The organism is Bradyrhizobium sp. BR 1432 (assembly GCF_051547705.1).
Taxonomy (GTDB): Bacteria; Pseudomonadota; Alphaproteobacteria; order Rhizobiales; family Xanthobacteraceae; genus Bradyrhizobium; species Bradyrhizobium zhanjiangense.
In genome coordinates this window covers 6,655,126-6,670,809 of sequence record NZ_JBPUGF010000003.1, presented here as the reverse complement: position 1 = coordinate 6,670,809, position 15,684 = coordinate 6,655,126, and the positions used below count along the sequence as shown (strand labels likewise).

Genomic DNA, 15,684 nt, shown 5'->3' with positions numbered 1-15,684 from the left:
GCCCTTTTGCATGCCGGATAGGTAGGGCTCTCCGGGCAGCCGAACAGGCCTGCGCACGCTTTCTTGAACTGCGACAAGATCGGAATGCCCCTCGAATCGGCGAGGCTCGAAGCGGCTCCATGAACTAAGAAAAAGCCCCGGAAGGGGCTTATTGTCTTATGCCGCTTCCGTCTTCGGCACGGCGTCGGCATTCATCGACAGTTTGACGACGTCGCCCTCGACCGCGCCGACATATTTCATGTCGATATAGTGATGATGGTCCTTGTGACCCTCGGGGCTGTCCTTCCGGGTCAGCTTGATGCGATTACCCTCGACGCGGTCGACGGTGCCGACATGGGCGCCGTCCTTGCCGATGATTTTCATGTGCTCTCTGATATCAGCCATGATGTCCTCCTTGCACAGTCTTTAACTGCGAAGAGCGGCCTTCGTTGCAGACCGCGCGGGCAGATGCTGGACCCAACGCAAGGCCCGGACGTTGACGTTGCAGATGGCACCTATCCAAGATCCGCATGGAGACGCTTGCAGCCTATCTGGAACGAAAGCATCAGGAACTCAGGCTGTTGAATGATTGTCTGAGGAACCGGCTCGATTTGGCACGTCCACGATCCGTCGACGAGGTCGTCAGGTCCAAATTCCAGATCACTGCGGCGCTGAGGGCAGAGCATGAGCTGCATGAGTGGAAGGCGACGGAGACGGCCTGGTCGCATGCGGCCGATCCTTCCAGCGGGCCGTTCGAGTTCAGTTACGACTACCAGCGCGCCGATCTCAGGGTACGCGGTCCTTCGTTTTATGAGCTCGAGTGCGGCTGTACGAGTACGGCGATCTACACCGCGTCAGGCATGGCCGCGCTCTCCGCCGTGCTCCTTGCCTCCGCGCAGATCGTCGACAAGTCTGACATTATCGTGCTCCCAGGCTCCTACGGCGAGACGCTGGAGCTGATCCGGAGCTTTGTCCCTCATCTGCAGCTCGTGAGCTTGAAGCTTCCGCTAGGCGATGGGTTTGCCAGGGCGAATTCTCCGCGCATGCTTATGCTGGATTCCTGCTCCTTTGCCGGCGCTTTCGAGGCCGCGCTGCGTAGTGATGGCTCGGGGCTCGATCTCCTGGTTTTCGACACGACCTGTTTCGCCGGCAGATCGGGTCGCATCAGGCGTGTCCTGCGGTGGGCCCGGCGATACGGAATTCCGCTGGTGCTGGTGCGAAGCCACAACAAGCTCGATTCGCTCGGAGCGGAATATGGCCGGCTCGGCTCGGCGGTTTTCGTGCACGGCAATGAGCACGAGCAGCGGGCGGGGCGCCTTGACTGCAAAGGGCTCGCCGCCGAAACGCGTAAAGCGGTGCGGCTTCTCGGCGGCGCGGCGTTGCCGGCACACTTCCCGCCCTTTGCGGGCAGTGCGACCTACTGGGCTCTGACCAAAAGGCGCGTTGCGGCGATCTTGCGCAACGGACGAAGCACGGCCCGATATTTTGCCGCGAAGCTCCCGGCGCTGTCGGCCGAGCTCCATTTCACCCACGGCCTCTACGTGACGCTTCGGAGCAGACGCCCGCTCGACGAGGCGAGCGCGCGACAGGCCGCCGAAGACATGAGCAACGAACTGCGCGGCGAGGGCTTCCCCATCCGTCACGCCGGCAGCTTCGGTTTCGACTTCGCCGCGACCGAGTGGTTTCACGATGCGACCACGGACCAGTATAGCGTCCGGGTGGCCGTGCCGGATTTGCCGACGGAGCTGTGGAATAATCTGGCCGCGGCCATCGCCCGGTGGTGGACGATGCATCAGGCTGAGGTTGGAAGATGAACAAGGCTGGCGATCCCGGCAGGACTCGAACCTGCAACCCGCGGAGTAGAAATCCGCTACTCTATCCAGTTGAGCTACGGGACCGTTTTCAGCCGCCCCAGTCGGGGGCTGGCTGTTCATCTACCATGCCAATATGAAAAATCTGGCGTTTCGCCAAGTCTGAACCGAACCGTTTTCCTCAGAGCCGCGACAAAGCGGAACGGTGGGGCGTCAGGGTGCCGGGTTGAGCGGCAGTGTACTGGACGATGGATCACATCGCCGGGAGCGCTGGCTAGCTTCCGGGACACGGCCACCGGTCGACCGGTCTGGTATTGCTGCGCCATCAGGACGGCGTGCGCGGCGGTATCTTGACCGGTCTCCTCTGGGCTTGCCTTGTCATGGCGAATGCGACGATTTGCACCTTTGGTTCCATCGCCTTGAGTCCGTCACCATTCCGCGCATTTCATTTACCGCCGCGGCGTTCGTCCGCGATTTCCGGGAGTCCATCATGATCGGTCTGATCCGCGCCGTCACACTCTGCGCCACGCTGGCGCTCGGCCTTAGCGCAGCACAGGCCGCCGACAAGGCGTTCAAGCGCGACGATCTCGCCGATTCCGCGATCAAGCTGGAGGCCCAGATCAAGAGCGAAGCGGGCCCGGTCGCCAAGACCAGCGCGACGCTGCGTACCGATGCCGACGCCGCCTTCCGGCGCAACGACTATCGCACCGGCCTCTCGGTGCTCGGGCAGATCGCGGCGACCACGCCGGAGGATGCCGGCAACTGGCTGCGGCTCGCCAAGGCCATCTTCCAGATCTCGCCGAAGACGTCGAGCGAGCAGACGTTCCTCTGGGAGCGTGCCTCGACTGCCGCCTATATCGCTTACCAGCGCGCCGGCAATCCGGGCGAGGAGGCCGACGCGCTCGCCGTGCTCGGCAAGTCGATGGCCGAACGCAAGCTGTGGCGGCCGGCGCTGGATGCGATGCGGCTGTCGCTGGACATGCGCGAGGTCGCCGACGTCCGCGGGCAGTATGAGAAGCTGCGCGACGAGCACGGTTTTCGGCTGTTCGACTATACCGTGGACTCGGATTCGGCGAGCCCACGCGCCTGCTTCCAGTTCTCGGAAGAGCTCGCCAAGCGCACCGACTTCGCGCCATTCCTGGCGCTGGCTGGCACCGACAAGCCGGCGCTGTCGGCCGAAGGCAAGCAGCTCTGCGTCGACGGGCTGAAGCACGGCGAGCGCTACAACATCAACCTGCGCGCCGGCCTGCCGTCAGCCGTGAAGGAGAGCCTGCCGAAATCGGCCGAGTTCAACGTCTATGTGCGCGACCGAAAACCCTTCGTGCGCTTCACCAGCCGCGCCTATGTGCTGCCCAGGACCGGCCAGCGCGGCATTCCCGTGGTCAGCGTCAACACGCCTGCGGTCAGCATCAACGTGTTCCGGATCGGCGACCGCAATCTGATCAACACGGTCGTTGACAGCGACTTCCAGAAGACGCTGTCGAAATATCAGCTCTCAGATCTGGGCGACGAGCGCGGCGTCAAGGTCTGGTCCGGCGAGCTTGCGACCGCGATGACGCTGAACCGGGACGTCACCACGGCTTTCCCGGTCGACCAGGCGCTCGGCGAGCTCCAGCCCGGTGTGTACGTCATGACCGCTGCGGCCAAGGGGCCAGGCTCCGACAACGAGTACCAGCTCGCCACGCAATGGTTCATTGTCTCCGACCTCGGCGTGTCGGCCTATTCCGGCAATGACGGCATCCACGTCTTCGTCAACTCGCTGGCTTCAACCGATCCGGTCGGCAAGGCCGAGGTGCGCCTGGTTGCCCGCAACAATGAGATTTTGGCCACCCGCAAGACCGACGACAGCGGCCATGTGCTGTTCGAGGCGGGCCTCGCGCGCGGCGAGGGCGGGCTGTCGCCGGCGCTGCTGACGGTCACGGGCGAGAAAGCCGATTATGCCTTCCTCAGCCTGAAGACCTCCGCCTTTGACCTTTCCGACCGTGGCGTTTCGGGCCGCGCGGTGCCGGCAGGCGCCGATGCCTTCGTCTATGCCGAGCGCGGCGTCTATCGCTCCAGCGAGACCGTCTATCTCACTGCGCTCTTGCGTGACGGGCAGGGCAACGCCGTCACCGGCGGGCCGCTGACGCTGGTGATCGAGCGCCCCGACGGCGTCGAATTCCGCCGCGCCGTGCTGTCCGACCAGGGCGCCGGTGGCCGCACGCTCGCCGTGCCGCTCAACTCGGCGGTCCCGACCGGGACCTGGCGGGTGCGCGCCTTTACCGATCCGAAGGGCACATCGGTCGGCGAGACCACTTTCATGGTCGAGGATTACGTCCCTGATCGGATCGAATTCGACTTGTCCGCCAAGGACAAGCTGATCAAAGCTAATGCTCCAGTGGAGCTGAAGGCGGACGGTCATTTCCTTTATGGCGCGCCGGCTTCGGGCCTCCAGCTCGAAGGTGATATGCTGGTCGCCCCTGCGAGCCAGCGCCCGGGCTTTGCCGGCTACCAGTTCGGCGTCGACGACGAGGAAACCACCTCGAACGAGCGCACGCCGCTGGAGAACCTGCCCGAAGCTGACGCCAACGGCGTTGCGACCTTCCCGGTGACGCTGGACAAGCAGCCGGCCTCGACGCGGCCGCAAGAGGCACAGATCTTCGTCCGCATGGTCGAGACCGGCGGCCGTGCCGTCGAACGCAAGCTCGTGCTGCCGATCGCGCCGGCGACCGCCATGATTGGCGTCAAGCCGCTGTTCGGCGACAAGAACGTCGCCGAGGGCGACAAGGCCGAGTTCGACGTCGTGTTCGTCTCGCCCGAGGGCAAGACACTCGCCCGCGATGGCCTGCGCTACGAGCTCCTGAAGATGGAATTGCGCTACCAGTGGTATCGCCAGAACAATTACTGGGAGTACGAGCCGGTCAAGTCCACCTCGCGCGTTGCCGATGGTGATGTCGTGATCGCCGCCGACAAGCCGTCGCGGATTTCGCTGAACCCCCAGCCCGGCCGCTATCGGCTCGATGTGAAGTCGAACGACGCCGACGGCCCGGTGACCTCGGTGCAGTTCGACGTCGGCTGGTATTCCGACGGTAGCGCCGACACGCCGGACCTGTTGGAGACCTCGATCGACAAGCCGCAATACGCCTCCGGCGACACCATGACGGTGTCCGTGAATGTGCGCAGCGCCGGCAAGCTGACCATCAACGTGCTCGGCGACCGCCTGCTGACGACGCAGTCCATCGACGTCAAGGAAGGCACGGCGCAGGTGAAGCTTCCAATCGGCAAGGACTGGGGCACCGGCGCCTATGTGGTGGCGACGCTGCGCCGTCCGCTCGATGCGGCCGCCCAGCGCATGCCGGGCCGGGCGATCGGCCTGAAATGGTTTGGCATCGACAAGCAGACCCGCACGTTGCAGGTGAAGCTGACGCCGCCGGCGCTGATCCGGCCGAACTCGACGCTGAAGATCCCGGTCAAGCTTGACGGGCTCAATCCGGGCGAGGACGCCAAGGTCGTCGTCGCCGCGGTCGATGTCGGCATCCTCAACCTCACCAATTACAAGCCGCCGGCACCGGATGATTACTATCTCGGCCAGCGCCGCCTGAGCGCTGAGATCCGCGATCTCTACGGCCAGCTGATCGACGGCATGTCGGGCACGCGCGGCCAATTCAAGTCCGGCGGCGATGCCGGTGCGGGCGAGCTCCAGGGCTCGCCGCCCACGCAGAAGCCGCTGGCCCTGTATTCGGGCATCGTCACCGTTGCTGCTGATGGCACAGCCGAGGTGAGCTTCGACATTCCGGAGTTCGCCGGCACCGCGCGCGTGATGGCGGTGGCGTGGACCGCCACGAAACTCGGTCACGCCAACACCGATGTCGTGATCCGCGATCCGGTGGTGCTGACGACGACCCTGCCGCGCTTCCTGCTCAACGGCGACCGCGGCATGGTCAATCTCGAGATCGACAATGTCGAGGGCCAGGCCGGCGACTACGTTATCAACGTGACGACGGGCGGGCCGGTGAAGATGACCGGTAATCCCGCGACCACAGTCAAGCTCGCCGCCAAGCAGCGCAACGCGTTCTCGCTCACGATCGACGCAACCGCGGCGGGGCAGGCGACGCTCGACGTCGACATCAAGGGGCCGAACGGCCTTACGCTCGCGCGTCACTATGCGCTCGACGTCAAGGCGGCGACGCAGGTGCTGGCGCGGCGCTCGATCCGCACGCTGGCGAAGGGCGAGAGCCTGACGCTGACGCCGGACATGTTCTCCGACCTTGTGCCGGGCACCGGCAGCGTCTCGGTGTCGGCGAGCCTGTCAACCGCGCTCGATGCCGCGACGATCCTGAAAGCGCTCGACCGCTATCCCTATGGTTGCTCGGAGCAGATCACGAGCCGCGCGATGCCGCTGCTCTACGTCAACGATCTCGCCGCCGGCGCGCATCTCGCCATGGACACCGAGGTTGACCAGCGCATCCGCGACGCGATCGAGCGGCTCTTGGCGCGGCAAGGCTCCAACGGCTCGTTCGGCCTGTGGTTGGCGGGCGGTGACGATGCCTGGTTGGATGCCTATGTGACGGACTTCCTGACCCGCGCCCGCGAAAAGGGCTTTGCGGTGCCGGACGTGCTGTTCAAGAACGCGCTCGACCGCATCCGCAACTCCGTCGTCAATGCCAACGAGCCGGAGAAGGACGGTGGCCGCGAGCTCGCCTATGGCCTCTACGTGCTCGCACGCAATGGCGCGGCTCCCATCGGCGACCTCCGCTATCTCGCCGATACTAAGCTCAGCAACCTCGCAACCCCAATCGCGAAGTCGCAGCTTGCGGCGGCGCTGGCGCTGGTCGGCGACCGCAATCGCGCCGAGCGGGTCTATGGTGCCGCGCTCGACAGCCTCGCGCCGAAACCCGTGCTGGAGTTTGGCCGCACCGACTATGGCTCGCAGCTTCGCGATGCCGCGGCGCTGGTTTCGCTCGCGAGTGAAGGCAACGCGCCGAAGGCAACGTTGACGCAGGCGGTATCGCGGGTCGAGACCGCGCGCGGGCTGACGCCCTACACCTCCACGCAGGAGAATGCTTGGCTGGTGCTGGCGGCGCGGGCGCTGGCCAAGGAGAACTTGTCCATGGAAGTGGACGGCCAGCCGGTCAAGACCGCGCTCTATCGCAGCTACAAGGCCGCGACGCTGGAGGGCAGGCCGCTGAAGATCACCAACACCGGCGATGCGCCGGTGCAGGCGGTGGTCTCGGTGTCGGGCTCGCCGGTCACGCCGGAGCCGGCGGCGTCGAACGGCTTCAAGATCGAGCGCAATTACTTCACGCTCGACGGCAAGCCCGCCGACATTAGCAAGGTCAAGCAGAACCAGCGCTTTGCGGTGGTGCTGAAGATCACCGAGGCGAAGCCCGAATACGGCCACATCATGGTGTCGGACTATCTGCCAGCGGGCCTCGAGATCGACAATCCGAAGCTGGTCTCGTCCGGCGACAGCGGCACGCTGGACTGGATCGAGGATGGCGAGGAGCCTGAAGACACCGAATTCCGCGACGACCGCTTCACCGCGGCGGTCGACCGGGCCTCGGATTCCAAATCGGTCTTCACCGTCGCCTATGTCGTGCGCGCGGTCTCGCCCGGCAAATACGTGCTGCCGCAGGCCTATGTCGAGGACATGTATAATCCCTCGCGCTACGGCCGCACTGGGACGGGGACCGTCGAGGTGCGGGCGGCGAAGTGAGTGTTTGGAATGACTGACGCTCCGAACGGGCCACAACCTCCGTCGTCATGCCCGGGCTTGTCCCGGGCATCCACGGACTTTGGCCCCGCGAGCAAGAACGTGGATGGCCGGGCCTCCGCCTCGCCGAAGCGGCTTCGGCCGCACAGGCGGGACAAGCCCGGCCATGACGGAGCAGGGGGCAGGGGCTTTCAAGTCCTCTCCGCCCTCGCGCTGATGCTCATCCTCGCCATCGTCGGGTTCGTCGCCTGGGTCTACTCCCTCGGTCCTTTGCCGCTCGACGAGGCGCGGCAGGTCTCCACCACCATCGTCGACCGCAATGGCAAGCTGCTGCGCGCCTATGCCATGGCGGATGGGCGGTGGCGGCTGCCGGTCGATGCCAAGACGAACGTCGATCCGACCTATCTAAAACTGCTGCTCGCCTATGAGGATCAGCGCTTCTACGCCCATGACGGCATCGATCCGCTGGCGCTGGGCCGGGCCGCATTGCAGCTTGCAACGCGCGGCCACATCGTGTCGGGCGGCTCGACCATCAGCATGCAGCTTGCGCGGCTGATGGAGCCGCGGCGACAGCGTTCGCTTTATGCCAAGCTGCGGCAGATGGTGCGGGCCATCGAGATCGAGCGAAGCTTGAGCAAGGAGCAGATCCTCGGTCTCTATCTCGCGCTCGCCCCTTACGGCGGCAATCTCGAAGGCATCCGGGCCGCCTCGATCGCCTATCTCGGCAAGGAGCCGAAGCGGCTGTCATTGGCAGAGGCCGCGCTGCTGGTGGCTCTGCCGCAATCGCCGGAGACGCGCCGGCTTGACCGCCATCCCGAGGCAGCCCGCATCGCGCGCGACCGCGTGCTCGACCGCATGGTCTCCGAGCATCAGGTCAGCGCTGAAGATGCGAAGCAGGCCAAGGCCGTTGCCATTCCGAAGCTGCGCAAGCCGATGCCGATCCTGGCGCCGCATGCCTCCGACACCGCGCTTTCGATCGTGAAGGACACGCCGGTCATCAAGCTGACGCTGGATGCGAACTTGCAGAAGGTGCTGGAGCCGCTGGCGCGTGATCGTGCCATTGCGCTCGGGCCCAATATCTCGGTCGGCATCATCGTGGTCGACAATGAGAGCGGCGACGTGCTCGCCCGCGTCGGCTCGGCCGATTATTTCGACGAGAGCCGGGCAGGGCAGGTCGACATGACCCGCGCCATCCGCTCGCCGGGCTCGACGCTGAAACCCTTCATCTACGGGCTCGCCTTCGAGGATGGCTTCGTCCATCCGGAGAGCCTGATCGACGACCGGCCGGTCCGCTTCGGCTCCTACGCGCCGGAAAATTTCGACATGACGTTCCAGGGTACGGTGCCGGTGAGGAAGGCGCTGCAATTGTCGCTGAACGTGCCTGCCATCGTGCTCCTCGATCGCGTCGGCTCCAGCCGGCTGGCCTCGCGGTTGCGGCAGGCCGGCGGCAATCTCGTGTTGCCCAAGGACGAGGCGCCCGGGCTCGCCATGGGTCTCGGCGGCGTCGGCGTCACGCTCCAGGACCTCGTCCAGCTCTATACGGGTTTCGCACGTCTCGGCACCACCAAGCCGCTGCGTGAGGTCATAGCTGATAGGGATGACCGCGAGCCGTTGCGGCTGCTGGACCAGGTTGCGGCCTGGCAGGTCGGCAATGTGCTCTTGGGCACGCCGCCCCCGGAGAACGCCGCTCATAACCGGATCGCCTTCAAGACCGGCACCTCGTACGGCTATCGCGATGCCTGGTCGGTGGGCTTCGATGGCCGCATGACCGTCGGCGTCTGGGTCGGCCGGCCCGACGGAGCCCCGGTTCCCGGCCTGATCGGGCGCGTCGCCGCCGCGCCGATCCTGTTCGACGCCTTCGCCCGGACCGGCAAGACGCTGGCTCCATTGCCGAAGCCCCCGAGAGGAACCCTGGTGGCCAGCAACACCAAGCTGCCGCTGCCGTTGAAGCGGTTCCGTCCCGTGGGGGAACTGGTGCGCACCGGGGGCGAGCAGGCGCTGCACATTCAGTTTCCGCTCAACGGCTCGCGGATCGACGTCGATCGATCGGGTGGTCGGGAGAGCGCAGCCATGCCGGTCAAAGTCGCCGGCGGCGTTCTGCCTATGACCGTCATGGTTAACGGAACCGCGCTCGGCGAGATCGACGGCCGTCGCCAGCGGCTGATCGATCCGCCCGGTCCGGGCTTTGCGCGGCTCACCGTGATCGATGCCACGGGCGCGGCGGACACAGTTGTCATTCGAATTCAATGAGGCCGGCTTAAGCGGTTGTGGCGATGGCGGTTTCAGCGTAAGCGGAACCAATGGCCGAGACCTACCCAACGCCCCGTTTTGGAGCCCCCCGCGAGCCGAAATCGCCCGTCAATCCAGGCAGCGGGCTCGTGCGCATGCTCGATATCGTCACGGCCAGCCACGCCCGTGCGGTCGGCTTCCTGGTGCTGTGCGCGCTGCTGCTATTCCTGCCGGGCTTCTTCACCATCCCGCCGATCGACCGCGACGAAGCGCGCTTTGCCCAGGCCACCAAGCAGATGGTCGAGAGCGGCGACTATGTCGACATCCGCTTCCAGGAGGACGTCCGCTACAAGAAGCCGGTCGGCATCTACTGGCTGCAATCGGCCGCGGTCGAAACCGCAGCGGCGCTCAAATTGCCGAAGGCCGAATTGCGCATCTGGGTCTACCGGCTGCCGTCGCTGTTAGGAGCGATCGGCGCCGTGCTCATGACCTATTGGGCCGCGCTTGGCTTCGTCACGCGGCGCGCCGCGGTGCTGGCGGCGCTGATGATGTGCGCCTCGGTGCTGCTCGGTGTCGAGGCGCGTCTCGCCAAGACCGATGCGATGCTGCTGTTCTGCGTGGTCGCCGCGATGGGCGCGATGGCACGGGCCTATCTGTCCTGGCAGCGCGCGGAAGATGAGACCCATCCGCCCTGGAGCTGGCCGGCGATCTTCTGGAGCGCGCTCGCCATCGGTATCCTGATCAAAGGTCCGCTGATCCTGATGTTTGCGGGCCTGACCATCGTCGCGCTCGCGATCCAGGACCGCGATGCCTCCTGGCTGTGGCGGCTGCGTCCGGTCTGGGGCCTGATGTGGATGCTGGTGCTGGTGCTGCCCTGGTTCGTCGCGATCTTCTGGCGTGCGGGCGATGCCTTCTTCGCCGATTCCGTCGGCGGCGACATGCTGAGCAAGATAGGCGCCCAGGAATCCCACGGCGCGCCGCCCGGGCTTTATCTCGCGCTGTTCTGGATCACCTTCTGGCCGGGCGCGCCGCTCGCGGCCATGGCGGCGCCCGCGGTGTGGCGGGCGCGCCGCGAGCCCGGCGCGCAGTTCCTGCTGGCCTGGCTGGTTCCCTCCTGGATCGTGTTCGAGGCCGTGCTGACCAAGCTGCCGCACTATGTGCTGCCGCTGTATCCCGCGATTGCGATCCTCACCGCGGGGGCGGTGGAGCGGCGTGTGCTGTCGCGGTCCTGGCTGATGCGCGGCTCGGCCTGGTGGTTCGCGATCCCCGCGGCCGCCTCGGTCATCGCGGTGGTCGGCGCGGTGATGCTGACGCGCCAGCCGGCCTTCGTGGCCTGGCCGTTCATCGCGGCGTCGCTGATCTTCGGCCTGTTCGCCTGGTGGCTCTACGACAACAATCGCGCCGAGCGCTCGCTGCTGAACGCGCTGGTCGCCGCGCTGATGCTGGCGGTGACGGTCTATGGCATCGTGCTGCCGTCGCTGACCCCGCTGTTTCCGAGCATCGAGATCGCGCGCGCGCTTCGCAACGTCACCTGCGTCGGACCGAAGGCGGCGGCTGCCGGCTATCACGAACCGAGCCTCGTGTTCCTGACGGGCACGCAGACGCTGCTCACCGACGGCTCGGGCGCGGCCGACTTCCTGCGGCAGGGCAGCTGTCGCTTCGCGCTGATCGAGCAACGCTCGGAGCGCAGCTTCGTGCAGCGCGCCGAGGCGATCGGGCTGCGCTACAAGGTCGGTACGCGCATCGAGGGCTATAATTTTTCGCAAGGGCGCGCGATCGCGATCTCGATCTTCCGCTCGGAAGGCACCGAATAGATGCGGGCCCCGAACGACATTGGGCCGCCAGCAGGCTATCCCGCGCAATTGCTCGCCGTGTCCTGGCATGCGCTGGCGCAGCTCGTGCGCACGCCCTCGCATTCGCGCCGCGCCGAGGCCGCCCGAAAGCTGGCGCGGCATTCGCTCTGGCTCAGTGCAACGGGCGCAGCCCTGGTCATCGTGCTGATGGTCGCGTTCGATCTGACCGAGATCCAGCTGATGCCGGCTCGCGGCACGCCAAGCCTGTGGCCAATCCGCATCCTCACCGATTTCGGCAAGGACGAGTATGTGCTGTTGGTGCTGGGGGCTGCGCTCGTGGCTGTGGCATTCGTTGCGGCAGGGCTGCACGGGACTCGCCGCGCGCTGCTGCTTGGCCTCGGCACGCGGCTGCAATTCATGTTTCTGTCGGTTGCCGTATCAGCGTTGGTCGCCGAGATCCTGAAATATCTCATCGGACGCGGACGTCCATTCGTCGGCGGACAAGCCAACCCGTTCAACTTCATCCCGTTCGAGGGGACGGGGGCTTATACCAGCCTGCCGTCGGGCCATGCAGTGGCAGCGTTCGCCTTGGCGTTTGCGGTGTCAGCATTGTGGCCGCGCCTGCGCGTGTTCATGTTCACATACGCAATCGTGATCCTCTTGACGCGCTTGGTGCTGCTCGCGCATCACCCGAGCGACGTCGTGGCCGGCGCCATGGTCGGCACGGTCGGCGCCTTGGCCGTCCGCTATTGGTTCGCGGCCCGAAGGCTGGGCTTTGCCATCCGCGCCGACGGCACGATCGTGCCCCTTCCAGGGGCAGTATCGAGCCGTCTCAAAAGGGTTGCCCACGGGGCATCCGCCCCATAAAAGCGGCTGCCTGCCGGGGCGCCGGTTCCTTGGAGGCAGGCCAATTCCAACCACGAGCCTTGATTTGTCGACGTCCCAGCCATCGGTTTCCATCGTCGTTCCCGTGCGCAACGAAGCCGACAACATCGCGCCCCTGATCGAGGAGATCACGGCGGCGCTCGATGGCCGCTGGGCCTATGAGATCATCTACGTCAACGACGGCTCGACGGATGCGACCGGCGAGCGGCTTGCCGGCATCATGAAGCAGCGGGACAATCTGCGTCAGCTCCGCCATGCGAGATCAGGCGGCCAATCGGCAGCCGTGCGCAGTGGTGTGCGTGCGGCGCGCGGGGTGATCGTGGCCACGCTCGACGGCGACGGCCAGAACAATCCGGCGTTCCTGCCGGACCTGATCGCGGCGGTCGAAAAAGGAGCGGGGCGCGTCGGGCTCGCCGCCGGCCAGCGGATCGGGCGCAAGGACACCGGCTTCAAGAAGTTACAGTCGCGCGTGGCGAACGGCGTTCGCAACGCGATCCTGAAGGATGGCACGCGCGACACCGGCTGCGGTCTGAAGGCGTTCCGGCGCGACGTGTTCCTGATGCTGCCCTATTTCGACGGGCTGCATCGCTTCCTCCCGGCGCTGGTCCGCCGCGAAGGCTACGACATCGCCTACGTCGACGTGATCGACCGGCCGCGCCGTTCCGGCGTGTCGAATTATGGCTTCTTCGACCGGCTGTGGATCGGCATCATGGATCTCGCCGGCGTGTGGTGGCTGATCCGCCGCAAGAAGACGACGCCAGATGTGACCGAGGTGAACGCATGATCATCCAATACGGTCAGGCGCTGAGCAACTATCTCTACGACGTCTTCGTCGCCAAGTTCGATTTCTGGCTCGCGTTCGGCCTCGTCGCGCAATTGTTCTTCACCGCGCGCTTTCTGGTGCAGTGGATCGCGAGCGAACGCGCCGGCAACAGCGTGGTGCCGATGGCGTTCTGGTTCTGCTCCATGGGCGGTGGGCTGATGACGCTGGTCTACGGCGTCGTGAAGCGCGAGCCGGTCATCATCCTCGGACAGGCGCTCGCGACCATCATCTATATCCGCAACATCATGCTGATCGTGAAGAACCGCGGCAGCGCCTCGAAGACGCTGGACCGCTGAGCGGGGGGCAGCGCCCCGGGCCCTCCGACTCCCCGATCGGCATGCGCAAATTATCGACTGTTCTGTTCGTGTCAGTCGTTGCGGCCGGCCTGCTGCTGCTCTCGCGCGGCGTTCTCGAACTCGGCAGCACGATCGCATTCCTCGCGCGGGCCGAGCAGACGGAAGCGCGTTTTGTAGGGGCGGTCGCGCGACGCGGCAGAAATCACGGAGGAACGTTCCTCTATCCGACGTTTCGATTCCAGACGACCGACGGCCGCTCGATGACGTTCACCTCCTCGTCAGGATCGACCGATCAGCCCTATTCCGACGGCGAGCGGGTCAAGATCGCCTACGATCCTCGGTGGCCGGAAGAGGCGCGGCTCGTATCGTTCCTGACGCTATGGATCAGTCCGACCCTGCTGTGCGCCGCCGGCCTGCTGCTTTCGGGAGGCGCGGTTCTCGTTCGCGCTGGATTAGCGCGGCAACGCCGACGCCGCGCCTGACGCCGGCACGGCGGCTTGATCGGCCTCGTGCCGGCGATAGGGTTCGCCGGCCGCATCCAGCACGGGGTAGGCGACCGAGCAGATATGCGAGTGGATGCGGCGCAGATCACGCAGCACGTCCAGATGCAGCGACGTGGTCTCGATGGTCTCGGGGCGGCCCTCGCGCAGCCGATCCAGATGGCGCTCGACGGCGGCAAGCTCGGTATTGCGCAGCGCCGTCTTCTCCACCAGCAGCTTGCGCGCCTCATTTGCGTCACCCGACATGAAGACGCCGAAGGCGATCCGCAGCGAATCCATCGTGCGCTTGTGGAAGGCGGCGAGCTCCTCGGCCCCCTCGGCCGAGAACTGGAAGCGCCGTTTGATCTTCTTGGTGGCGAGCTCGCTCAGGCTCTTGTCGATGATATCGCCGATATGCTCGAGGTTGATGGCGAAGGAGATGATCTCCATCGCGCGCCGTCCTTCGCTCTCGTCGAGGCTGCCCCGCATGAGCTTGGTCACGTAGAGCTTGATGGCCTCGTCGAGACCGTCGACAAGATTGTCCGTTTTCGAGACCTGATCGACCAGCGCGCGGTCGCCGGTCATCATCGCGGCCATCACCTTGCGCAGCATGACCTCGACGAGATCGCCCATGCGCAAGGTTTCGCGGGCGGCGTCGGCGAGCGCCAGTGACGGCGTCTCCAGCGCGGTCTCATCGAGATAGCGGGGGCGGGCCGGATCGGCCTCCTTGACGCGATCGGGCAGCAGCCGGGTCAACAGCCGCGACATGATATCGAGCAGGCCGATGAAGAGGACGGCGGTGCCGACGTTGAAGGCGATGTGGAAGGCGGCTGTCATCCGGGCGAGATCGGGCTGCCAGGCGTGCATGTGCTCGGCGATCACGCCCAGGAAGGGCAGGACCAGGGCAATCCCGATCACGCGGTTGACGAGATTGCCGACCGGCAGGCGGTAGCTCGCGGGATCGTCGCGCCTGGCGCCCTCGAACACGGGATTGATGGCGCTGCCGAGATTGGCTCCGAGCACCAGTGCGAGGGCCGCATAAGGCGCCACGAACTGCGAATAGGCCAGCGACATGATCAGCAGGACGCTGGCGACGCTCGAATGCACCGCCCAGGTGATGAGAGCCGCGATGACGATGCACAGAATGGGATCGCCTGTTATGGCCGACATCACGACGCGGACGCCGGGCGCGTTCTCCGCCGGCGCCAGCGTGTCGAGCAGAATGTGCAGCGAGAGCAGCATCAGGCCGAGGCCGATGCAGACACGGCCGATGTCCTTGATCCGCGATCGCGGGCCTGAGCGGAAGGCGACGAGGCCGAGCACGAACAGCACCGGCGCAACGGCTGCGATGTTGAACGACAGCACCTGCACGATCAGCGTCGTGCCGACGTTGGCCCCGAGCATGATGGCGAGCGCGGCGGCGAGGCTGACGAGACCCTCAGCGGCGAACGAGCTGGTGATCAGGGCGGTCGCCGTGCTGCTCTGGAGCAGGGCGGTGAGCCCGAGGCCGGCGGCGAAGGCGCTGACGCGGTTGCTCAGCGCCTTGCCGAGCAGGCGCCGCAGGTCGGGACCGAAGGCGCGCAAGATCCCGCTGTGGACCATGTGCAGGCCCCACAACAACAGCGCAACGCCGCCCATGAGATCAAGCAGAACCAACGTTCCCATGCTCCGTGTCCGGATTGGAGTCGATTGGTGAG

General features: G+C 65.8%; 10 protein-coding genes and 1 tRNA gene. 8 read left to right on the top strand and 3 right to left on the bottom strand.

The genetic code is table 11. From position 1 onward, the window contains the following. Positions 1 to 156: 156 nt before the first annotated feature. Positions 157 to 384, bottom strand: a complete 228-nt coding sequence (locus ACSKB8_RS32315) for a DUF2171 domain-containing protein (protein ID WP_438108472.1) — start codon at positions 382 to 384, stop codon at positions 157 to 159. Between the two features lie 125 nt (positions 385 to 509). Here ACSKB8_RS32315 and ACSKB8_RS32310 point away from each other — a divergent pair, with 125 nt between their 5' ends. After that, positions 510 to 1,793 carry a hypothetical protein gene (locus tag ACSKB8_RS32310; RefSeq protein ID WP_438108471.1) on the top strand — a complete coding sequence of 428 codons (1,284 nt, stop codon included), beginning with the start codon at positions 510 to 512 and terminating at the stop codon, positions 1,791 to 1,793. A 7-nt stretch (positions 1,794 to 1,800) separates the two neighbouring features. Here ACSKB8_RS32310 and ACSKB8_RS32305 read toward each other — a convergent pair. After that, positions 1,801 to 1,877: transfer RNA gene (locus ACSKB8_RS32305), tRNA-Arg, on the bottom strand. 403 nt (positions 1,878 to 2,280) lie between these two features. On the opposite strand from ACSKB8_RS32305, the gene ACSKB8_RS32300 reads away from it, so the two are divergent. The 7 genes from ACSKB8_RS32300 (at position 2,281) to ACSKB8_RS32270 (ending at position 13,990) form a co-directional block, all read left to right on the top strand. Next, positions 2,281 to 7,485: an alpha-2-macroglobulin family protein gene (locus ACSKB8_RS32300; RefSeq protein ID WP_438108469.1), complete on the top strand. Its 5,205-nt coding sequence runs from the start codon at positions 2,281 to 2,283 to the stop codon at positions 7,483 to 7,485. A 9-nt stretch (positions 7,486 to 7,494) separates the two neighbouring features. Beyond that, positions 7,495 to 9,732 carry a penicillin-binding protein 1C gene (gene pbpC, locus ACSKB8_RS32295; protein ID WP_438108467.1) on the top strand — a complete coding sequence of 746 codons (2,238 nt, stop codon included), beginning with the start codon at positions 7,495 to 7,497 and terminating at the stop codon, positions 9,730 to 9,732. A 50-nt stretch (positions 9,733 to 9,782) separates the two neighbouring features. Continuing rightward, positions 9,783 to 11,525: an ArnT family glycosyltransferase gene (locus ACSKB8_RS32290; protein ID WP_438108465.1), complete on the top strand. Its 1,743-nt coding sequence runs from the start codon at positions 9,783 to 9,785 to the stop codon at positions 11,523 to 11,525. Continuing rightward, entirely contained in the window at positions 11,526 to 12,371 is an 846-nt protein-coding gene (locus ACSKB8_RS32285) for a phosphatase PAP2 family protein (RefSeq protein ID WP_438108463.1), read from the top strand. A gap of 64 nt (positions 12,372 to 12,435) precedes the next feature. After that, on the top strand, positions 12,436 to 13,173 hold the full coding sequence (locus tag ACSKB8_RS32280; protein ID WP_438108461.1) for a glycosyltransferase family 2 protein: 738 nt from the start codon (positions 12,436 to 12,438) through the stop codon (positions 13,171 to 13,173). Then, a complete protein-coding gene (locus ACSKB8_RS32275; RefSeq protein WP_091894846.1) occupies positions 13,170 to 13,508 on the top strand; it encodes a lipid-A-disaccharide synthase N-terminal domain-containing protein in 339 nt (112 codons plus the stop codon). The genes ACSKB8_RS32280 and ACSKB8_RS32275 overlap by 4 nt, the downstream gene beginning before the upstream one ends. 41 nt (positions 13,509 to 13,549) lie before the next feature. Beyond that, positions 13,550 to 13,990 (top strand): DUF3592 domain-containing protein, encoded by a 441-nt coding sequence (locus ACSKB8_RS32270; RefSeq protein ID WP_438108459.1) that lies wholly within the window; start codon positions 13,550 to 13,552, stop codon positions 13,988 to 13,990. Here the strand turns inward: ACSKB8_RS32270 and ACSKB8_RS32265 are convergent. Further along, positions 13,961 to 15,652 carry a Na/Pi cotransporter family protein gene (locus ACSKB8_RS32265; RefSeq protein WP_438108457.1) on the bottom strand — a complete coding sequence of 564 codons (1,692 nt, stop codon included), beginning with the start codon at positions 15,650 to 15,652 and terminating at the stop codon, positions 13,961 to 13,963. The genes ACSKB8_RS32270 and ACSKB8_RS32265 overlap by 30 nt on opposite strands. Positions 15,653 to 15,684: the final 32 nt, after the last annotated feature.